Here is a 20396-nt window from a genome sequence, read left to right as displayed (position 1 = left end):
CGGTGGTGGTTACGATGCTTAACAGCAAAGAGCAATACAGTCAGGAAGTGGTACCCGCCCTGCAGAAAGAGTTCGGCTACAAGAACATCATGCAGGTGCCCCGTATCGAAAAGATTACCCTTAACATGGGTGTCGGCGAAGCGGTTGGTGACAAGAAGTTGATCGAGAATGCCGTCGCAGATCTTGAGCGTCTGGCAGGTCAGAAGGTTGTTGTTACCAAGGCTCGTAAATCCGTAGCGGGTTTTAAAATCCGTGAAGGTTGGCCGATCGGTTGTAAGGTTACCCTGCGCGGTGAGCGTATGTGGGATTTCTTTGATCGCCTGGTTCACATTGCGGTTCCCCGCATTCGTGACTTCCGTGGTCTGAATCCCAAGTCGTTCGACGGCCGCGGTAACTACAGCATGGGTGTGCGTGAGCAGATCATTTTCCCTGAGATCGAGTACGACAAGGTCGACAAGATCCGTGGTCTGGACATCACCATTACCACCACTGCCGGTACCGACGATGAAGGTCGCGAACTGTTGAAAGCCTTCGGCTTTCCGTTCAAGAAATAAGGAACGAGTGTAATGGCTAAGGTTTCCATGAAAAACCGTGAGCTCAAGCGCGAAAAGACCGTTGCGAAGTTTGCAGCGAAGCGTGCAGAGCTCAAGGCGATTATTAAGAACCCGAATACCAGCGATGATGACCGTTGGGATGCACAGATGAAGCTCCAGCAGCTTCCTCGCGATGCTTCTCCTTCGCGTCTTCGTAATCGTTGCCAGGTGACTGGTCGTCCCCACGGCGTTCTGCGCAAGTTCGAGCTTTCACGGATTAAACTCCGTGAATACGGCATGCGCGGTGACGTTCCGGGCCTGACTAAGGCAAGCTGGTAAGATAGGCACCCTGACTTCGGTCAGGTGCCTGTTGGTAAGCGGTGCGGCACGCCGCTGCACAACTAAAAAGATCAGGAGCCTCATACCAATGAGTATGCAAGACACGCTTGCGGATATGATTACCCGTATCCGTAATGCTCAGATGGCATCAAAAGCAGATGTTACGATGCCGTCTTCAAAAATGAAGATCTCTGTAGCCCAGGTCCTGAAGGACGAGGGTTACGTAGACGATTTCTCCGTTTCAGCCGACGTGAAGCCCGAGCTGACGATTACTCTGAAATATTTCGGCGGCAAGCCGGTTATTGAAGAGATCAAACGGGTCAGCCGTCCGAGTCTGCGCCAATACAAAGGCGCTGGGGAACTGCCGAAAGTATCCGGTGGTCTGGGAGTCGCGATTGTCTCAACGTCCAAGGGCGTTATGACAGACCGCGCCGCACGAGCTGCTGGCGTGGGTGGCGAAGTCATCTGCACCGTATTCTAGGAGATACACATGTCCAGGGTTGCCAATAATCCTGTCGTGCTGCCTTCCGGTGTTGAGGTTAAGCTGAACGGACAGGAAATTAATGTGAAGGGCTCCAAGGGAGCGCTTCAATTCACCATTCACCAAGCGGTTGAAGTAAAGCAGGAAGAAAACGTTCTGCGCTTTGCGGCTCGCGATGGTGCAACAAAGTCCCGCGCTCTTGCTGGTACTACTCGTGCATTGGTCAACAACATGGTGACCGGTGTTACCACAGGCTGGGAGCGTAAACTCCAGCTGACGGGCGTAGGTTACCGTGCCCAGGCGCAAGGTAAGAAGCTCAATCTTACGCTGGGTTTTTCACACCCGGTCGAGTATGAGCTGCCCGAGGGGATTACCGTAGAAACTCCGTCCAATACGGAAGTTGTGATTCGCGGTATCGACAAGCAACAGGTTGGCCAGGTCGCTGCGGAAGTTCGCGCGTTCCGTCCGCCCGAGCCTTATAAGGGTAAGGGTGTTCGTTATGCGGATGAGCAGGTCAGACGCAAAGAAGCCAAGAAGAAATAAGGCGGGACTATGAGCGCGAATAACGAAAGATTGCGTCGCGCACGCAAGGTGCGCATGAAGATCCGTGAGCTGGGTACTAATCGTCTGTGTGTTCATCGCACTCCACGTCACATGTACGCCCAGGTTACGACAGCAGATGGCAGCAAAGTGCTGGCTTCTGCCTCCACGTTGGATAAGGAACTGCGCCAGGGTGCAACCGGTAACGTGGACGCTGCCAAGAAGGTTGGTCAGCTGATTGCTGAGCGAGCCAAGGCAGCAGGTGTAGAGCAGGTTGCTTTTGACCGCTCCGGTTACCGTTATCACGGCCGTATTCAGGCTCTGGCAGATGCAGCCCGTGAAGCTGGCTTGCAATTCTAAGAGGTGGAGAAGATGAGCGTTAACGAACAGAAGGCGCCTGAGCTCCAGGAAAAGCTGGTTCAGGTCAATCGTGTCGCCAAAGTTGTTAAAGGTGGCCGTATTTTCGCCTTCACCGCACTGACTGTAGTGGGTGATGGTAAAGGTCGCGTAGGTTTCGGTCGTGGCAAGGCGCGTGAAGTGCCAGTTGCTATCCAGAAGGCCATGGAAGCTGCACGCAAGAACATGGTAGATGTCCCGCTTGACGGTACTACCCTGCAATACCCGGTCAAGGCTCAGCATGGCGGCTCCAAGGTCTACATGCAGCCTGCGTCCGAAGGTACTGGAATCATCGCCGGTGGCGCGATGCGTGCAGTGCTCGAAGTAGCGGGTGTTCAGAACGTACTGTCCAAGTGTTACGGGTCTACCAACCCGGTGAACGTGGTACGTTCCACCATCAAGGGTCTCCAGGCAACGCAAGCGCCTGAAGATATTGCAGCCAAGCGCGGTAAGACCGTGGAAGAGATTCTGGGTTGAAGTCATGGCGAACGCAAAAACGATCAAAGTAACTCTGACCCGCAGCCCCATCGGCTGCCAGCCCAAGCACAAACTGTGTGTTAAGGGCCTGGGTCTTCGTAAAATCGGTCACACCGTGGAAGTGGAAGACACTCCTTCTATCCGCGGCATGATCAACCGGGTTGATTACCTGGTTCGGGTTGAGGAGAACTAAGATGCGTCTTAACGAACTTAGTCCGGAGCCCGGTTCACGCCAAGCGCCAAAGCGCGTTGGTCGTGGTATCGGTAGCGGTCTCGGTAAAACAGGTGGTCGCGGTCACAAAGGTCTGAAAGCCCGTTCCGGTGGCAGTGTCGCTCCCGGTTTCGAGGGTGGTCAGCAGCCGTTGGCCCGTCGTCTGCCGAAGTTTGGCTTCACGTCCCGTCAGCAGCGCTACGTTGCTGAAATTCGCCTGAACGAACTGGCGAAAGTAGACGGTGATGTGGTTGATCTGGAAGCCCTGAAGAAGGCGGACATCATTCGCGAAGAGATTCGCGATGCCAAGGTTATCCTGTCTGGCGAACTGAGCCGGGCCGTAACCGTTAAGGGACTTCGGGTAACCAAAGGCGCGCGCGAGGCAATTTCTGCCGCGGGTGGTAAAGTCGAAGACTAAGGCGAGTCGAGGACTAAATGGCCAAGAACGCATCATTGCCTGCGGGCGCGGGTAAAGGACTGGCGGAGCTACGATCACGGCTCTGGTTTGTCTTCCTGGCATTGCTGGTGTACCGGATCGGTGCCCACATACCGGTGCCGGGCATCAACCCCGACCGTCTGGCGGCACTGTTTGAACAGAACCAGGGCACAATCCTGAGCATGTTCAACATGTTTTCCGGTGGTGCGCTTGAGCGCATGAGTATCTTCGCTCTCGGTATCATGCCGTATATCTCGGCTTCTATTATCATGCAGCTCATGACTGCGGTCAGTCCGCAGCTTGAGCAGCTGAAAAAGGAAGGCGAAGCAGGGCGTCGCAAGATTAGCCAATATACGCGGTATGGTACGGTTATCCTGGCCCTGGTTCAGGGCTTTGGTATTTCGGTCGGTCTGGCATCTCAGGGTGTCACTTTCAATGACAGCTTCAGCTTCCACTTTGTGGCGGTGGTGTCATTTGTAAGTGGTGCTGTGTTCATGATGTGGCTTGGCGAGCAGATTACGGAGCGGGGTGTTGGAAACGGCATTTCACTGCTGATCTTTGCCGGGATCGTCGCGGGGCTCCCCGGGGCTATCGGTCAGACGCTCGAGCAGGCCCGGAATGGCGAGATGAGTGTGTTCCTTGTATTGGGGATCGGCGCTCTTGCAATCGCGGTGATCGGCTTCGTGGTGTTCATGGAGCGTGGTCAGCGCAGGCTGACGATTAACTATGCCAAGCGCCAACAAGGCCGCCGGGTATTTGCTCAGCAGTCCAGTCATTTGCCCTTGAAGGTGAATATGGCAGGTGTGATTCCTCCCATCTTCGCTTCGTCTATCCTGCTGTTCCCTGCGTCACTGGGGCAGTGGTTTGGTCAGGGTGAGGGAATGGAGTGGTTGAGCGATGTCTCCCAGGCTCTTGCGCCTAGCCAGCCGTTATACATCATCCTGTTTGCTGCGGCAGTTGTTTTCTTCTGCTTCTTCTATACAGCGTTGATGTATAATCCGAAAGAAGTTGCGGATAACCTCAAGCGCTCTGGAGCGTTTATTCCGGGCATTCGTCCTGGTGATCAGACCGCCAAGTATATCGATGGTGTTCTGACGCGTCTGACGCTGTTCGGTGCAATGTACATTGCAGCAGTTTCCCTGTTTCCTCAGTTCCTGATGGTTGCCGGGAATGTACCGTTCTATCTGGGTGGTACCTCTCTGCTGATTGTTGTAGTCGTGGTGATGGATTTCATGGCGCAGGTTCAGTCGCACCTGATGTCTCATCAGTATGAGTCTCTGATGAAGAAGTCTAATCTCAAGGGCTATGGTCGGAACGGTTAATCCGTTCCCCTTGAAAACTGGAGTCGACAATGAAAGTACGCGCTTCGGTAAAGAAAATTTGCCGTAACTGCAAAGTAATTCGTCGCAATGGCTCGGTACGGGTCATTTGCTCGGAGCCTCGTCACAAGCAGCGCCAGGGTTGATTCTGAAAGGAATCGCTCTTGGCACTGTAGGGTTTCGGAATAATGGCGCTTGACTCCATACGGGGTCAGGCGCTATTATTTCGCGCCCTTTTTGTGGCGGAAAATTCACACAGCAAAGCTTTGAACGCGGAGTAATTTGGATGGCACGTATAGCCGGTGTCAATATACCCGATCACAAACATGCTGTTGTCTCGCTGACCTACATCTTTGGTGTTGGCAAGACCACAGCCCAGAAGCTTTGCGACGCAACCGGTGTAAAGCCGGACCTTAAGGTCAAGGACCTGAGCGACGAGCAGCTTGAAGCACTTCGTACTGAAGTGGGCAAGGTGTCTGTCGAAGGCGATCTGCGTCGCGAAGTACAGATGAACATCAAGCGTTTGAAGGATCTCGGATGTCACCGTGGTCTGCGTCATCGTCATGGACTACCGGTCCGTGGCCAGCGCACCAAGACCAACGCACGCACCCGTAAAGGTCCACGCAAACCTATTCGTAAGTAACAGGTAGGCAATCATGGCAAAGCCAGGTACACGTACCCGTAAAAAGGTGAAAAAGACGGTTGTTGATGGCGTCGCGCACATTCACGCGTCCTTCAACAACACTATCGTGACCATTTCTGACCGTCAGGGCAACGTCCTGTCCTGGGCCACTTCTGGTGGTTCCGGTTTTCGTGGGTCACGCAAGAGTACACCTTTTGCTGCGCAGGTAGCAGCTGAAAGAGCCGGTAATGCGGCTGCTGAATACGGCCTTAAAAACCTGGACGTAGAGGTTAAGGGTCCTGGGCCCGGACGTGAGTCTGCAGTTCGCGCGCTGAACGCGTGTGGCTACAAGATCACCAACATCACCGATGTGACGCCGATTCCCCACAACGGCTGTCGTCCGCCCAAGAAGCGCCGCGTCTAACACAGGAGACAGTGAATTATGGCTCGTTATATAGGCCCGAAGTGCAAGCTGTCTCGTCGTGAAGGGACAGATCTTTTTCTGAAGAGCGGTGTTCGCGCGCTCGATTCAAAGTGCAACATCGAGACTCCGCCGGGTATGCACGGCGCGCGTCGCGGTCGTCTGTCCGAGTACGGCGTACAGCTTCGTGAGAAACAAAAAGTTCGTCGTATTTACGGCGTACTGGAGAAGCAGTTCCGCAACTATTACAAAGAGGCAGCCCGTATCAAAGGTGCAACCGGTGAAAACCTGCTGCAGCTTCTGGAAGGTCGTCTCGATAACGTTGTATATCGCATGGGCTTTGGTTCTACCCGTGCAGAAGCCCGTCAGCTCGTCTCTCACAAGGCGATCCTGGTCAATGACAAGTCGGTTAATATTCCGTCCTATCAGGTCCGTCCGGGTGATGTTGTGAGCGTGCGTGAAAAGGCGAAGAATCAGCTGCGTGTTAAAGGCGCGCTGGATCTGTCTGCAAGCCGTGCACCGGTGAGCTGGGTAGAGGTCGACGCCAACAAGATGTCCGGAGTTTTTCAGTCAGTACCGGAGCGTACTGAACTGCCGGCGGACATCAACGAGAACCTCATCGTCGAGCTTTACTCCAAGTAAAGCCCAGTTAGCAACGATAGCAGATAGGGGCGTCTATGCAGCGTTCAGTACATGAGTTATTGACACCTCGTACCATTGACGTGAAGGAATCAAGCGCTACGCGTGCCAAGGTCACGCTGGAGCCTCTCGAAAGAGGCTTCGGGCACACCCTGGGTAGTGCACTGCGCCGGATCCTGTTGTCTTCGATGCCGGGCTGCGCTGTGACTGAAGCGCAGATTGACGGTGTCCTGCACGAGTACAGCGCCATTGAGGGTGTCCAGGAAGACGTTATTGAGATTCTTCTGAATCTCAAAGGCGTTGCCGTAAAAATGAACGGTCGGGATGATGCCGAGCTTTCGCTTAGCAAGAAAGGCCCGGGCGTTGTGACAGCCGGTGATATCAAGCTGGATCATGACGTTGAGATTGCCAACCCGGAGCACGTGATCTGTCACCTGAGCGCGAATGGTGAAGTGAATATGCGTCTCCGTGTTGCCCGCGGTCGCGGCTATGAGCCGGCAGACCAGCGTGGTCTCGATGAGGATGAAACTCGCGCTATCGGACGCCTGCAACTGGATGCGACATTCAGTCCGGTTCGTCGTGTCGCTTACGCCGTGGAAAGTGCACGGGTTGAGCAGCGTACCGATCTGGACAAGCTGGTTATTGATCTGGAAACGAATGGAACGATTGATCCGGAAGAAGCGATTCGCCGGGCAGCGACCATCCTCCAGCAACAACTTGCTGTGTTTGTTGATTTCGATCATGAAAAAGAACCCGAACGTGTTGAGGAAGAGGAAGAAATTGATCCGATTCTGCTGCGTCCGGTCGATGATCTGGAATTGACAGTGCGTTCAGCTAACTGCTTGAAGGCTGAGAATATTTACTACATCGGCGATCTTATCCAGCGCACAGAAGTAGAGCTGTTGAAGACGCCTAACCTTGGTAAAAAGTCGCTGACCGAGATCAAGGACGTTCTTGCGTCCCGTGGTCTGTCACTGGGAATGCGTCTTGATAACTGGCCACCGGCTAGCCTTCGTGGCGACGACCGGGTTCTGGGCGGTTAATCGCCGATTAGTTTAAGGTAAGGGATAAGAGCAATGCGTCATCGTAAGAGTGGTCGTAAGTTCAGCAGGACCAGTGCGCATCGCAAGGCCATGTTCCGTAACATGACTGCGTCACTGGTTGAACACGAGCTGATCAAAACAACGCTGCCGAAAGCCAAAGAGCTTCGTCGGGTAGCTGAGCCTTTGATCACGCTCTCCAAGAATGATTCGGTAGCGAATCGTCGTCTGGCGTTCGCTCGCCTTCGCGACGATGCTGCGGTTGCCAAGCTGTTTGATGAGCTTGGTCCCCGTTATAGCGAGCGTCCGGGTGGTTACCTTCGTATCCTGAAGTGCGGCTTCCGTGCTGGCGACAATGCCCCTATGGCATTCGTTGAGCTGGTTGGCCGTCCGCTGGACATCGAAGCGGAAGAGGTGGACGAAGGCGAGGAGTAAGTTCCTCGGCTTCGGCCAACAAAAAAACCGGGTTCCGAAAGGTTCCCGGTTTTTTTGTGCCTGGCTTTCGGATTTGTCAGCTCTGGAGTATAGGTTTCAGGTAGCGGCCTGTGTGTGAGGCGGGGTTCTCGGCGACATGTTCGGGTGTACCCTCGGCGATGATCTGGCCTCCGCCGGATCCACCTTCGGGGCCGAGATCAATGATCCAGTCAGCCGTCTTGATTACGTCGAGGTTGTGTTCGATGACCACTATCGTGTTGCCGTGATCTTTCAGGCGCGCGAGAACGTTCAGTAACTGCTGGATGTCATAAAAGTGGAGGCCCGTGGTGGGTTCATCCAGGATGTACAGGGTTTTCCCGGTATCGCGCTTGGAAAGTTCTTTTGCCAGCTTTACCCGTTGGGCTTCGCCGCCCGAGAGCGTGACGGCGCTCTGTCCCAGGCGGATATAGGAGAGGCCGACATCGATCAGGGTCTGAAGCTTACGGGCCAGGAAAGGCACGGCGTCAAAAAACTCGCGGCCTTCCTCAACGGTCATTTCCAGAACCTCGTTAATGTTCTTGCCTTTGTAGCGGACCTCCAGTGTCTCCCGGTTGTAGCGCTTGCCCTTGCATACATCACACGGAACATAGACATCCGGAAGAAAGTGCATCTCCACCTTTATTACACCGTCACCCTGGCATGCCTCGCAACGTCCGCCTTTTACGTTAAATGAGAAGCGTCCGGGTTTGTAACCCCGGGACCGGGCTTCCTGGGTGCCGGCAAAGAGTTCACGGATTGGTGTAAACAGGCCGGTGTAGGTGGCGGGGTTGGATCGAGGTGTTCGACCGATAGGGCTCTGATCAATGTCGATGACCTTATCCAGGTGGTCGAGCCCCTTGAGCGATTTGTAGGGGGAGTGGCTCAGGCTGGTTGCCTTGTTGAGCTTGGCGGCTGCGACCGGGTAGAGGGTGCTGTTGATCAGTGTCGACTTGCCGGACCCGGAGACACCGGTAATGCAGGTCATCAGTCCCAGGGGCAGGTTCAACGTGGCATCTTTCAGATTGTTTCCGGTCGCTCCTGACAAAGTTAGGGTTTTGCCGTTGCCTTTGTTACGTTGTTCGGGGATGGCAATTTCCCGGGTGCCATTCAGGTACTGGCCTGTTAGTGAGTCCGGGTTGTCGATGATCTGCTGAGGGGTTCCCTGGCCGATGACGTGGCCGCCATGGACGCCGGCGCCTGGCCCTATGTCGATGACATAATCCGCTGCACGAATGGCGTCTTCATCGTGCTCCACGACAATTACGGTGTTGCCCAGATCCCTGAGGTGGGTCAGGGTGGCAAGCAGTCGGTCGTTATCCCGCTGGTGCAGCCCGATTGAGGGTTCGTCCAGTATGTACATCACGCCCACGAGCCCGGCGCCAATCTGGCTTGCCAAGCGGATGCGTTGGGCTTCACCCCCGGACAGGGTGTCGGCGCTGCGCTCCAGGGTAAGGTATTCCAGACCCACGTTGACCAGGAATTGCAGCCGTTGACGAACTTCCTTCAGAATTTTTTCTGCTATTTCTCCTTTTCTGCCTGGTAGCGCCAGGGTTTCGAAGTAATCATGCGCTTCTCCAACGGGCAGGTGCGTCAGGTCAGAAATATTGTGTTCTTCAATAAAAACATGTCGGGCGCTTTGGCGGAGGCGGGACCCTCCACATTGTTTGCAGGGCTGTGTGCTCAGATTGCGGGCCAGCTCTTCGCGCACGCTCTGGGAGTCGGTTTCCCGGTAGCGGCGTTCAAGGTTGGGCAGGATGCCTTCGAACGGGTGGGCCTTTTCCATAATGTGGCCCCGGGAGTTCACATAACGAAAAGGGATGTCCTCACTACCAGAGCCGAACAGCAGAACCTCCCGAAACTCTTCGGGAAGGTCTATCCAGGCTGTCTCAAGGTCAATGCCGTAATGTTCGGCGACACTGCCCAGCATCTGGAAGTAATAAACCGCCCGGCGGTCCCACCCCTTGATGGCCCCGGATGCAAGTGTTGCCTCCGGATGCTGGACAATCTTCTCGGGGTCAAAGAACTGCTTGACGCCGAGCCCGTCGCAGGTGGGGCAAGCACCCGCTGGATTGTTGAATGAAAACAGTCGGGGCTCAAGTTCGCTCAGGGAATAGCCACACTGAGTGCAGGCGTAAAGGGCTGAAAACGTGTGTTCCTCGCCTTCGCCGTCCATTGGCGCCACCAGGGCAATTCCCTCGGCTAGACCCAGGGCGGTCTCAAAGCTCTCGGCCAGACGCTGCTCAAGTCCCGGTTTGACCTTGAAGCGGTCGACGACTACGTCAATCTGGTGTTTGCGTTTCTTGTCCAGAGCCGGCACATCGTCAATGTCGTAGACGGTGCCGTCCACGCGCAGGCGGATGAACCCCTGGCTGCGCATGGTTTCAATAACCTGCAGGTGCTCCCCTTTGCGATCGCGGATTACCGGCGCCAGGATCATCAGCTTGCTGTCTTCAGGCATGGCCAGTACCTGATCCACCATCTGGCTGATGGTCTGAGCTTCCAACGGTTGGCCGTGATCCGGACAGCGTGGCTCACCTGCCCGGGCAAAAAGAAGGCGCAGGTAGTCGTAAATTTCGGTGATGGTGCCGACCGTAGAGCGGGGATTATGGGAGGTGGATTTCTGTTCGATGGAAATGGCCGGCGACAGGCCCTCAATATGGTCGACGTCCGGTTTCTCCATCATGGATAGAAACTGGCGGGCGTAGGTGGACAAAGACTCCACGTACCGGCGTTGACCTTCGGCATAGAGTGTGTCGAATGCAAGGGACGATTTACCGGAACCTGAGAGGCCGGTGATCACGATCAGCTTATCCCGAGGCATATCCAGGTCGATGTTCTTCAGGTTGTGGGTTCGTGCCCCTTTGATCTGGATATGGTCCATAACACCTCGCTCAAATGAAAACGGAAATTATACCGCGTTGGGCCTGTTGCGGCGAAAATGATGATGACTTCAGGCATTCGGGAGCGGTCCCCCGATAGGGCACCATCTGCTACAATGCGCCGCCTGCGAGGGATATCTGCCCTCAATCTGACCGCTTTCAACCCCGGCTGAGGTACGTAATTGCCATGAATGCGCTGGAAAAACGCTCCGTAATGGCCCTGGCGTCTGTTTATGCCATGCGCATGCTCGGACTGTTCATGGTGATGCCGGTGTTCATGCTCCTGGGTGAAGACCTGAAGGGTGCTACTCCGGCCCTGCTCGGTCTTGCCATTGGCGCATACGGACTCAGCCAGGCCCTGTTGCAGATTCCTTTCGGTATGCTGTCGGACCGGGTTGGTCGCAAGCGCATGATCTACATCGGGCTATTGCTTTTTGCTGCGGGCAGCCTGCTAGCTGGCGCCACGGATTCCATATACGTTGTGATTGCCGGTCGGATTCTTCAGGGAGCCGGAGCAATCGCCAGCGTCCTGATGGCACTGCTCAGTGATCTCACCCGGGAAGAAGAGCGCACCAAGGCCATGGCGACCGTGGGGATTACCATAGGGTTATCCTTTTCGGTCTCGCTGGTCCTTGGGCCTTTACTTGGTGCCTTGTGGGGCTTGTCGGGTATTTTCTATGTTACCGCGGCGCTTGCGGTGGTGGCGTTGGTAATCGTCAATCGTTTGGTTCCGACGCCGCACCAACATAAAACAAGCGCCGACACCCATCCTGCCATGGGTATGCTGGCCCGGGTAGTTTCCGACGGCCGTCTGTTAAGGCTGGACTTTGGTATCTTCGCGCTGCATCTGGTGCTGACAGCTCTGTTTCTGGTATTTCCTTCAATGCTGCAGCAGCAGCTCGGTCTTGCCAGCAGTTCCCATTGGTGGTTTTACCTGAGTGTCATGGTGACGTCTTTCTTTGCGATGGTGCCTTTTATCATCATTGGTGAAAAAAAGCGCAAGATGAAGCCAGTGTTGTGCGGAGCGATAGGGCTGCTGACACTGGCCACTGCCGGGTTGTCCGGTGTATCAGGAAGCTTGATAGCGGCCTGGTGCGTACTGTTCTTCTTCTTCATGGCCTTCAATCTGCTTGAGGCCAGCCTGCCGTCGCTGATCAGCAAGGAGGCACCGGCGGCAAGTAAAGGTACTGCGATGGGGGTGTATTCCACCTCCCAGTTCATGGGCGCGTTCCTCGGGGGGGCGTTGGGTGGCTTCCTGCTGGAGGCAGCCGGTATTCAGGGCGTGCTCTGGTTTATGGTTTCGGTGCTTGGTCTATGGTTGCTGCTGGCTTTCACAATGCCTGCTCCCGGCTACACGACCAGTTTCGTGGTACAGTTGCACCAGGTCATGAACGACCAGTACGAAGACATTGATGACCATCTTCGTCGCCTTCCAGGGGTGAAAGATGTAGTCATTGTGGAAGGTGCTGCTGCCTATCTCAAGGTGGATCGCCAACAATTTGATGAAGCGTTACTTGCGGACTTTTCGTTTGTCCGGCAGGCTAACAATTCTTGAAATCCGGAAGCTCGCAAGGAACGCGGGTTGTCCCTGAAAACAGAGTCAGGAGCAGAACATGGCACGAGGCGTAAACAAAGTAATTCTTATCGGTAATCTGGGGCAGGACCCGGATACCCGCTACACCCCCAACGGCAACGCCGTGGTGAACCTGAACCTTGCAACAGATGAAAGCTACAAGGACCGTCAGACGGGTCAGTTGGTTCCCAAGACCGAGTGGCATCGGGTCGTTATGTTCGGCAAGATTGCCGAAGTCGCCGGCCAGTACCTGCACAAGGGGTCGAAGGTTTACATCGAGGGCAAGCTGCAGACCCGCAAGTGGCAGAACAAGGAAGGTCAGGACGTTTACACCACGGAAGTGGTGGTCGATATCAATGGCCAGATGCAGATGCTTGACAGTCGGGGTAGCGAGGGCGGCATGAATCAGGGTGCGCCAGCGGGACGTCCGCAGCAGGCTGGTTATAATGCGCCGGCAGGGCAGCAGAACAACCCACCACCGCAGCCTCAATCAGGCGGCTACAGCAACCAGCCGTCACAGGGCGGTATGCCCGAGCCGGTTGATGATTTTGATGATGATATTCCCTTCTAGGATTTGGCGGGGAATTATTGATTAGATGGTATTTTTTATGGCCCTGAATTTTCAGGGCTTTTTATTGTTTGTACCGTTGTTCGATGAGGGTTTCTAACTTCTCTTGGACTGGTCTGAAAGAAAAAAAGGCAGAACCTGAGTTCTGCCCCAAAACATCAACGAACCCGGCGGTTCGCCAATCGTCAATCTTCTTCGTGTTCGGGATGGTCCATCCCCAGCTCATTGATCTTCCGAGTCAGCGTATTTCGTCCCCACCCCAACAGAATTGAAGCATCACGGCGCCGACCTCCGGTATGTTTCAGTGCGGTTTCAATCATGATTTTCTCGAATTCCGGGACAGCTGTATCGAGAATGCCTTTTTTGCCCCGCTTGAGTTCCTGTTCCGCCCAGTTCTTGAGGCCTTCCTGCCAGGTCGTGCCCGTGGTTGGTGCTTCGGCCTGGTGCAGTAGCTCAGGCGGGAGGTCGTCAATGTGGATCTCACGGCCGCTGGCCATGACGGTCAGCCAACGACAGGTATTTTCCAATTGGCGGACGTTGCCGGGCCAGGGCAGGGTAGTGAGATATTCTTCCGCTTCTTCTCGGAGAATCTTGGGCTCTACAGCCAGCTCTTTTGCGGCCCGTTTCAGGAAATGCTGCATCAGCCTGGGGATGTCTTCCCGACGTTCGGCCAGCTTGGGGAGGTGCACACGAATTACATTCAGGCGGTGGAACAAGTCTTCTCGAAACGTCCCGGCCTGTACCAGTCTTTCCAGGTCCTGGTGTGTTGCGGCTATGATGCGCACGTCCACCTTTATCGGGGTTGTACCACCGACGCGGTAAAACTCGCCATCGGCCAGAACACGCAGTAGTCGGGTCTGGGTGTCGGCGGGCATGTCCCCGATTTCATCCAGAAATAGCGTGCCGCCATTAGCTTGTTCGAATCGACCCTGTCGAGCGCCACCCGCTCCAGTAAAAGCGCCCTTTTCGTGACCAAACAGTTCGGACTCAATCAGGTCTTTCGGGATTGCGGCCATGTTCAGTGCAATGAACGGATGCTTGGCTCGTGGGCTATGATTATGCAGTGCCTGGGCAACCAGTTCTTTGCCGGTGCCGCTTTCGCCGTTGATCAATACGGTGATATTGGAATGCGACAGCCGCCCGATAGCGCGGAAAACTTCCTGCATGGCGGGTGCTTCACCGATGATTTCGGCGCTGCGCTGAACCATCTCGGCCTGAGGCTCGCCATTAGCGCGCTTCTCGTGGCTGTGGGCGACGGCGCGTTTGACCAGCGCTACGGCGTCATCCACATCAAACGGCTTTGGAAGATATTCAAATGCGCCAGTCTGATAACTGGTTACAGCACTTTCCAGATCCGAGTGAGCTGTCATGATGATGACAGGTACGTCCGGGTGGGCGTCCACGATCTGGGACAGCAGTGTGATACCGTCGATTCCAGGCATCCGGATATCGCTTACGATGGCATCCGGCTGTTCATGTTCCAGCCGCATCATGATGCTTTCACCACTGTCAAAAACTCGAGGCTGCATACCGGCCTGGTTAAGGGCGCGCTCCAGCACCCATCGAATACTGCGGTCGTCGTCTATGATCCAGACGTTTGCCGGTTGGCTCATGGGGTGTCCTCCAGAGGCAGGAAGATGATGAAGTCGGTTCGGCCTGGTTCGCTCTCGCATTCAACCAGTCCACGGTGTTGGCCGATGATGCTCTGGGTAATTGACAGGCCCAGACCGGTGCCACTGGCACGGCCACTGATCATCGGATAGAAAATATTCTGTACAAGCTCCGGCGGAATGCCGGGACCGTTGTCGATAACGTCGATACGACATACCAGCCGGTGGCGTCGATTTCCGATAGTGAACTGGCGGAAGGTTCGAGTGCGGAAGGTAATTGTTGGCGGCTCTTCAGAGCTGTGGCCGCCCTGGTTCTCGAAAGCGGCTTCCATGGCATTTCGGGCAATATTCAGAAACGCCTGAATCAACTGCTCCTTGTCGCCCTTGAATTCTGGGATGCTGGGGTCGTAATCCCGTCTGAAATTCAGGCGCCCTTTACTTTCCGCCTCAAGTAACGTGCCCACTCGTTCGAGGATTTCATGAATGTTGGTTGGTGCAAGTTTGAGGGCTTTGTTGGGGCCTAGCATCCGGTCTACAAGGCCTCTGAGCCGATCGGCTTCATCAATGATGACCCGGGTATATTCCCGCTGGTCTTCACTGTTGAGTTCCCGGTCAAGAAGCTGAGCTGCGCCCCGGATGCCACCGAGCGGATTCTTGATCTCGTGGGCCATGCCCCGAACCAGAATTCGAGTGGTTTCCTGTTGGGAGATGATGTCTTCTTCCCGGCTGATTCGCATCAGCCTGTCCCTGGGCTGGATTTCGATCAGCAGTTCAGTTGGGTCCAGGCTGATAGGCGTTACGGAATAATCGACGGTCAGTCGTGAGCCACTTGTAAGGTGAAATTCGGCTTCACGGCGAGTATAGGATTGTCCGTTACGGGCTGACGAGAACAAAGTTTTCAGGGCGTCCTCAGATTCGACCAGAATGTCCTGGAACGATTGGCCATAGCTCCGAGTCATGCTTGTTTCGAACAGGCTTTCGGCCGCTGGATTGAGATACCGGATGGTCAGGGTGCCCTCAAGTACCAGGACGGCCGTGGTGAGGCTGTCGAGTATGCTCTTGTATCCGGTTTGATAGGGGGCCGAAGGCAGTGCCATGCGTGAATCCCGTTGGTTCGACATAATGTGACCTCCGGAGTTTTGCAAAAAGCGAACCACTTTGAACCAAGTTCGCAAATGAATGGGCAAAGGGCGAGCAGAGGGTACGTATCAGCGCCAAAACGTGACGTAAGCTGGTGCAAATGGAAGGGGCGCCCCCGATCTGCGCGGATGTGCCGCCCCGTTGCCGATCAAAGCATAGCGCGTTTCTGGTGCGAGCGCACCACAACGGTGCGCTCTGGTTGAGGTGCTCGATTAGTTTAGTGCAGAGGGGCGGTGAACGGTGAAGGTAATCTGTGAACCGGTTTTTATCTGAACTCCGTTTTCATCCACAATATGAGCACGTGCTTCGTGGGTGCCACGGAAGACGTTGTTGACAAGAATCGAGCCTGACTCACTTTGCCCGATTGGCTGTCCGTCCAGGGTAACTTCGTATTTATGGCCTGACTGCAGGGGAGGGGTGCTGCGCACCTCGAACTGGACGTCGCCACTGCCACTGTGAAATGCCTGGTTGTTGTTCGGAGAGGTGAAAGAAACGCTTTCGTAGGCTGCGCCCTGTCGCTGAACTTCTTCGCGCAGCTTTATGGTTTCCTCCACAACCTCTGGCTTGGGCAGGGTAATTGTCGTGACCGGTTTGACATCGATCGTTTCAGAGCCCTCGCTGGGCTCATCAGAGTAGGTGACGTTGCCGTAAGCATCGACGTTGCGGTAAACCTCGGCAGAGACCGCCGGAGCCGTCAAAACAAACAGAAGGCTGATAACCAATCCAGACTTTGGATTCATAAGCTCACCTGATATAGAGTTTTCCCGATTATCGGCGGCACCCATTGTCTTTTCAACGCCTGCGGCCCCGGATATTGGTTACATATCGTTAAGGGCTTCAGGTAGTGTGCATTTGCGCACAAAAAAAGCCCCGCACGAGGCGGGGCTTGTCTGCTGATTCTCTCGGGAGAGAGATTAGCAGGAGTAGTACAGATCGAACTCGACCGGGTGAGTGGTCATGTTCAGTTTTTCCACTTCACCGCGCTTCAGCTCTACGTAGCCTGCGATCATATCTTCGGTGAATACGCCGCCACGAGTCAGGAACTCGTGATCTGCTTCCAGGCAATCCAGCGCTTCAGAGAATGTCTCGGCAACGGTCGGAATGCTCAGGGCTTCTTCCTTCGGCAGGTCGTACAGATCCTTGTCCATGGCATCGCCCGGGTGGATCTTGTTCTGGATGCCGTCGAGACCAGCCATCATCAGAGCTGCGAACGCCAGGTACGGGTTGGCAGACGCATCAGGGAAGCGTACTTCGATACGACGCGCTTTCGGGCTGTTGACGTACGGAATACGGATTGAAGCGGAACGGTTGCGGGCAGAGTAGGCCAGCATAACCGGAGCTTCGAAGCCCGGAACCAGACGCTTGTAGGAGTTGGTGGAGCTGTTGGTGAAGGCGTTGATGGCCTTGGCATGCTTGATAACGCCGCCGATGTAATACAGGGCGGATTCGCTCAGGCCAGCGTAGCTGTCACCGGCAAACAGGTTCTTGCCGTCTTTGTTCAGAGACATGTGAACGTGCATGCCAGAGCCGTTGTCACCTACAACCGGCTTGGGCATGAAGGTGGCAGTCTTGCCGTATGCGTGAGCTACGTTGTGTACGCAGTATTTCAGGATCTGAACTTCATCAGCCTTGCGAGTCAGGGTGTTGGCGCCAACGCCGATTTCGCACTGGCCAGCGGTTCCCACTTCGTGGTGATGAACTTCAATTTCGAGTCCCATGGATTCCATGGCGGCACACATAGCACCACGCAGGTCGTGCAGGCTGTCGACCGGCGGAACCGGGAAGTAACCACCTTTAACGCCCGGGCGGTGACCGATGTTGTTGCGATCGAAATCTTCGCCGGATACCCAGGCGGCTTCTTCAGAGTGAATGCTGTACATCGCACCCTGCATGTCGACATTCCACTTCACGGAGTCAAATACGAAGAACTCCGGCTCCGGGCCAAACAGGGCGCCGTCAGCGATGCCGGTAGACTTGAGGTATTCCTCTGCACGACGGGCAACGGAGCGCGGGTCGCGCTCATAACCCTGCATGGTAGAAGGCTCTACGATGTTGCAGGTGATGTTCACGGTGGTTTCTTCGGTGAACGGGTCGAGAACGGAGGTCTCGTCGTCCGGCATCAGGATCATGTCGGATTCGTTGATGCCTTTCCAGCCCGCGATGGAGGAGCCGTCAAACATTTTGCCATCTACAAAAAAGTCTTCATCTACTTCGGTGGCGGGCAGTGTAACGTGCTGCTCTTTACCGCGGCTGTCAGTGAAGCGCAGGTCAACCCATTTGACTTCGTGTTCTTTGATCAAATCAACTGTCTTGGACATTGTGCATGCTCCGTAAGTTATACCGCACAGGCGGCTATATTCATGTTCGTGGTGACGGATCGCCCGGTTTTACGGCTTCCGATCTGCTTCTCAGGTTTTCGCAGCTTAGCAAATGCCGTTGCGTCTTACCTGTAAATTTCGGCTGAGTTCGTTAAAGCAAGGCGCTTGCCAATTTTTAGGGCATGCTCCAGAGCGGCGCAACTGCAAGGGTTTGGGGCGCATTGGGAAGAATTTTGAGGCTGCCCGAACGTTCTTTGCACTTGATTGGCGCACCAGTGTGGTGCATTAATTTTGGCGGCGCGCCAAAAAAGTGCGGAATATTTGTTTTCAACTGTTTGGGCGGTAGGCGTTTTTCTTCATATTAACGACACAGACTTTTCGCTATACTGCGCGCCGCTTCATTTTTTACCCTGTCACTTCCTGGTTAATGGCCGGAAACATCGTGCAGGGTGCCGGGCAATCAGCGCCGGTGAATGAGTTCATTTTACGGATTTGAGACGGCATGTGCTGGGATTGTCCCTGCGAACGACCTTCTCAGGTCATTGAGTGCATGCCGCAGGAATATTTTTGTGATTGAAAAACTTCGTAATATCGCCATCATCGCCCATGTTGACCATGGTAAAACCACCCTTGTAGACCAGTTGCTGCGCCAGTCGGGCACGCTGGAGCGCAAGGAGCTCGACAGCGAGCGGGTCATGGACTCCAACGACCAGGAGAAAGAACGGGGCATCACCATTCTGGCCAAGAACACTGCTCTGAAATGGAACGACTACGATATCAACATCGTAGACACACCTGGGCACGCTGATTTCGGTGGCGAAGTCGAGCGGGTAATGAGCATGGTTGATTGTGTGCTGTTGGTGGTTGATTCCATTGATGGCCCGATGCCACAGACCCGCTTTGTAACCCAGAAGGCATTTGCCGCTGGCCTTCGCCCCATTGTGGTCGTCAACAAAATCGATCGCCCGGGTGCTCGCCCGGATTGGGTCGTTGATCAGGTGTTTGATCTGTTTGATGCTCTTGGCGCTACGGATGAACAGCTCGATTTTCCGATCGTGTATGCCAGTGCGCTGAATGGTATTGCCGGTATGGATCATGAGAGCCTGGATGACAACATGGACGCCGTGTTCCAGGCGGTTGTTGATCATGTGCCGGCACCGAGTGTTGATCTGGACGGTCCGTTCCAGATGCAGATCTCCCAGCTGGACTACAACAGCTTCCTGGGCGTCATTGGTATCGGTCGTATCATGCGCGGAAAAATCAAGACCAATTCGCCGGTAACGGCGATTGGCGCTGATGGCAAAAAACGCAACGGCCGTATCCTGAAAATCATGGGGCACTCCGGTCTGCAGCGTGTTGAGGTGGAAGAGGCCCAGGCTGGCGACATCGTGTGTGTCAGCGGCATGGACGAGTTGTTCATCTCGGACACACTGTGTGATCAGGCTAACGTTGAGGCTCTGCCTGCACTGACTGTCGATGAGCCGACGGTATCCATGACTTTCCAGGTTAATGATTCGCCTTTTGCCGGTAAGGAAGGCAAGTACGTGACCAGCCGGAACATCAAGGAACGGCTGGAAAAAGAGCTGCTGCACAACGTGGCTTTGCGTGTTGAGGAAGGTGAGTCGGCAGACAAATTCAAGGTTTCCGGTCGTGGTGAGCTGCACCTGTCGGTACTGATTGAAAATATGCGTCGTGAGAATTTCGAGCTGGCCGTCGGTCGCCCGGAAGTTGTTATTCGCGAAGTTGACGGAGTGAAGCAAGAGCCGTACGAGAATGTCATCGTCGACATTGAAGAGCAGCATCAGGGCCCGATCATGGAGCAAATGGGGCTGCGCAAAGGCGATCTGACCAACATGGTGCCGGATGGCAAGGGGCGGATGCGTCTTGAGTACACCATCCCAGCCCGTGGCCTGATCGGCTTCCGGAACACCTTCCTGACCATGACTTCAGGCACGGGTATTCTGACGTCTACCTTCAGCCATTACGGTCCGATCAAGGTTGGCGATGTCACCAGCCGGCAGAACGGCGTCATTGTATCCATGGCAACAGGCACCGCACTGACCTACTCGCTGGAAACACTGCAGAGCCGGGGCAAGTTGTTCCTGGATCCCGGGCAGGAGATCTATGAAGGGCAGCTGTGTGGTATCCACAGTCGGGACAATGACCTGGTGGTTAACCCGACCAAGGGCAAGAAGCTCGATAACATGCGCGCCTCTGGCAAGGATGAAGTTATCGGTCTGGTGCCGCCCATCAAGTTTACTCTTGAGCAGGCTTTGGAGTTCATTGATGACGACGAGCTGGTAGAGGTGACGCCGAAGTCCATTCGGCTGCGCAAGAAGCTGCTGACTGAGAACGAGCGTAAGCGGGCCAACAAAAAATAATGGGCTGACGCTTTCAGATC

23 protein-coding genes are annotated in these 20396 nt (G+C 54.9%); 18 read left to right on the top strand and 5 right to left on the bottom strand.

Going from position 1 to position 20396, the window contains the following annotated elements; genetic code table 11:
• Positions 1 to 14: 14 nt before the first annotated feature.
• From rplE to rplQ, 15 genes are all read left to right on the top strand, one after another.
• The gene (gene rplE / locus KO499_RS01480; protein WP_215981982.1) at positions 15 to 554 is read left to right on the top strand and encodes a 50S ribosomal protein L5; all 540 of its coding nucleotides are present in this window, start codon (positions 15 to 17) and stop codon (positions 552 to 554) included.
• A 12-nt stretch (positions 555 to 566) separates the two neighbouring features.
• A complete protein-coding gene (gene rpsN / locus KO499_RS01475) occupies positions 567 to 872 on the top strand; it encodes a 30S ribosomal protein S14 (RefSeq protein ID WP_008174884.1) in 306 nt (101 codons plus the stop codon).
• Positions 873 to 960: 88 nt separating this feature from the next.
• Positions 961 to 1353, top strand: coding sequence for a 30S ribosomal protein S8 (gene rpsH / locus KO499_RS01470; protein WP_215981981.1), 393 nt, complete (start codon positions 961 to 963; stop codon positions 1351 to 1353).
• Between the two features lie 9 nt (positions 1354 to 1362).
• Positions 1363 to 1896, top strand: coding sequence for a 50S ribosomal protein L6 (gene rplF, locus KO499_RS01465; RefSeq protein WP_215981980.1), 534 nt, complete (start codon positions 1363 to 1365; stop codon positions 1894 to 1896).
• Between the two features lie 9 nt (positions 1897 to 1905).
• Positions 1906 to 2253, top strand: a complete 348-nt coding sequence (gene rplR, locus KO499_RS01460) for a 50S ribosomal protein L18 (protein ID WP_041341459.1) — start codon at positions 1906 to 1908, stop codon at positions 2251 to 2253.
• Positions 2254 to 2265: 12 nt separating this feature from the next.
• Positions 2266 to 2766 carry a 30S ribosomal protein S5 gene (gene rpsE, locus KO499_RS01455; RefSeq protein WP_048497752.1) on the top strand — a complete coding sequence of 167 codons (501 nt, stop codon included), beginning with the start codon at positions 2266 to 2268 and terminating at the stop codon, positions 2764 to 2766.
• Positions 2767 to 2770: 4 nt separating this feature from the next.
• Positions 2771 to 2959 carry a 50S ribosomal protein L30 gene (rpmD, locus tag KO499_RS01450; protein ID WP_012139786.1) on the top strand — a complete coding sequence of 63 codons (189 nt, stop codon included), beginning with the start codon at positions 2771 to 2773 and terminating at the stop codon, positions 2957 to 2959.
• A gap of 1 nt (position 2960) precedes the next feature.
• Positions 2961 to 3395 (top strand): 50S ribosomal protein L15, encoded by a 435-nt coding sequence (rplO, locus tag KO499_RS01445; RefSeq protein WP_215981979.1) that lies wholly within the window; start codon positions 2961 to 2963, stop codon positions 3393 to 3395.
• A 17-nt stretch (positions 3396 to 3412) separates the two neighbouring features.
• Positions 3413 to 4735 (top strand): preprotein translocase subunit SecY, encoded by a 1323-nt coding sequence (gene secY / locus KO499_RS01440; RefSeq protein WP_215981978.1) that lies wholly within the window; start codon positions 3413 to 3415, stop codon positions 4733 to 4735.
• A gap of 29 nt (positions 4736 to 4764) precedes the next feature.
• A complete protein-coding gene (rpmJ, locus tag KO499_RS01435) occupies positions 4765 to 4878 on the top strand; it encodes a 50S ribosomal protein L36 (RefSeq protein WP_008174902.1) in 114 nt (37 codons plus the stop codon).
• A gap of 140 nt (positions 4879 to 5018) precedes the next feature.
• Positions 5019 to 5375 (top strand): 30S ribosomal protein S13, encoded by a 357-nt coding sequence (rpsM, locus tag KO499_RS01430; RefSeq protein WP_008174904.1) that lies wholly within the window; start codon positions 5019 to 5021, stop codon positions 5373 to 5375.
• 13 nt (positions 5376 to 5388) lie between these two features.
• On the top strand, positions 5389 to 5778 hold the full coding sequence (gene rpsK / locus KO499_RS01425) for a 30S ribosomal protein S11 (protein ID WP_007153992.1): 390 nt from the start codon (positions 5389 to 5391) through the stop codon (positions 5776 to 5778).
• An 18-nt stretch (positions 5779 to 5796) separates the two neighbouring features.
• The gene (gene rpsD, locus KO499_RS01420; protein WP_215981977.1) at positions 5797 to 6417 is read left to right on the top strand and encodes a 30S ribosomal protein S4; all 621 of its coding nucleotides are present in this window, start codon (positions 5797 to 5799) and stop codon (positions 6415 to 6417) included.
• Positions 6418 to 6452: 35 nt separating this feature from the next.
• Positions 6453 to 7457 carry a DNA-directed RNA polymerase subunit alpha gene (locus KO499_RS01415; RefSeq protein ID WP_215981976.1) on the top strand — a complete coding sequence of 335 codons (1005 nt, stop codon included), beginning with the start codon at positions 6453 to 6455 and terminating at the stop codon, positions 7455 to 7457.
• Positions 7458 to 7490: 33 nt separating this feature from the next.
• Positions 7491 to 7889 carry a 50S ribosomal protein L17 gene (rplQ, locus tag KO499_RS01410; RefSeq protein ID WP_215981975.1) on the top strand — a complete coding sequence of 133 codons (399 nt, stop codon included), beginning with the start codon at positions 7491 to 7493 and terminating at the stop codon, positions 7887 to 7889.
• A gap of 76 nt (positions 7890 to 7965) precedes the next feature.
• On the opposite strand, the gene uvrA is transcribed toward rplQ, so the two are convergent.
• Positions 7966 to 10788 (bottom strand): excinuclease ABC subunit UvrA, encoded by a 2823-nt coding sequence (gene uvrA / locus KO499_RS01405; RefSeq protein ID WP_215981974.1) that lies wholly within the window; start codon positions 10786 to 10788, stop codon positions 7966 to 7968.
• Positions 10789 to 10973: 185 nt separating this feature from the next.
• On the opposite strand from uvrA, the gene KO499_RS01400 reads away from it, so the two are divergent.
• Both KO499_RS01400 and ssb read left to right on the top strand, forming a co-directional pair.
• Entirely contained in the window at positions 10974 to 12341 is a 1368-nt protein-coding gene (locus tag KO499_RS01400; RefSeq protein ID WP_215981973.1) for an MFS transporter, read from the top strand.
• A gap of 58 nt (positions 12342 to 12399) precedes the next feature.
• A complete protein-coding gene (ssb, locus tag KO499_RS01395) occupies positions 12400 to 12930 on the top strand; it encodes a single-stranded DNA-binding protein (RefSeq protein ID WP_215981972.1) in 531 nt (176 codons plus the stop codon).
• A gap of 182 nt (positions 12931 to 13112) precedes the next feature.
• On the opposite strand, the gene ntrC is transcribed toward ssb, so the two are convergent.
• From ntrC to glnA, 4 genes are all read right to left on the bottom strand, one after another.
• The gene (gene ntrC, locus KO499_RS01390) at positions 13113 to 14540 is read right to left on the bottom strand and encodes a nitrogen regulation protein NR(I) (RefSeq protein ID WP_215981971.1); all 1428 of its coding nucleotides are present in this window, start codon (positions 14538 to 14540) and stop codon (positions 13113 to 13115) included.
• Complete coding sequence (gene glnL, locus KO499_RS01385) at positions 14537 to 15634, bottom strand: nitrogen regulation protein NR(II) (RefSeq protein WP_215982006.1); 1098 nt, start codon at positions 15632 to 15634, stop codon at positions 14537 to 14539. The genes ntrC and glnL overlap by 4 nt, the downstream gene beginning before the upstream one ends.
• A gap of 255 nt (positions 15635 to 15889) precedes the next feature.
• Positions 15890 to 16417 (bottom strand): DUF4124 domain-containing protein, encoded by a 528-nt coding sequence (locus KO499_RS01380; protein WP_215981970.1) that lies wholly within the window; start codon positions 16415 to 16417, stop codon positions 15890 to 15892.
• A 174-nt stretch (positions 16418 to 16591) separates the two neighbouring features.
• Entirely contained in the window at positions 16592 to 17995 is a 1404-nt protein-coding gene (glnA, locus tag KO499_RS01375) for a glutamate--ammonia ligase (RefSeq protein WP_215981969.1), read from the bottom strand.
• Between the two features lie 569 nt (positions 17996 to 18564).
• On the opposite strand from glnA, the gene typA reads away from it, so the two are divergent.
• The gene (typA, locus tag KO499_RS01370; protein WP_323133305.1) at positions 18565 to 20376 is read left to right on the top strand and encodes a translational GTPase TypA; all 1812 of its coding nucleotides are present in this window, start codon (positions 18565 to 18567) and stop codon (positions 20374 to 20376) included.
• The last annotated feature ends 20 nt before the right edge of the window (positions 20377 to 20396 follow it).

Origin of the sequence: Marinobacter sp. F3R08 (assembly GCF_018860425.1) — a bacterium.
GTDB lineage: Bacteria > Pseudomonadota > Gammaproteobacteria > Pseudomonadales > Oleiphilaceae > Marinobacter.
This window is presented reverse-complemented; position numbering and strand designations above follow the sequence as displayed.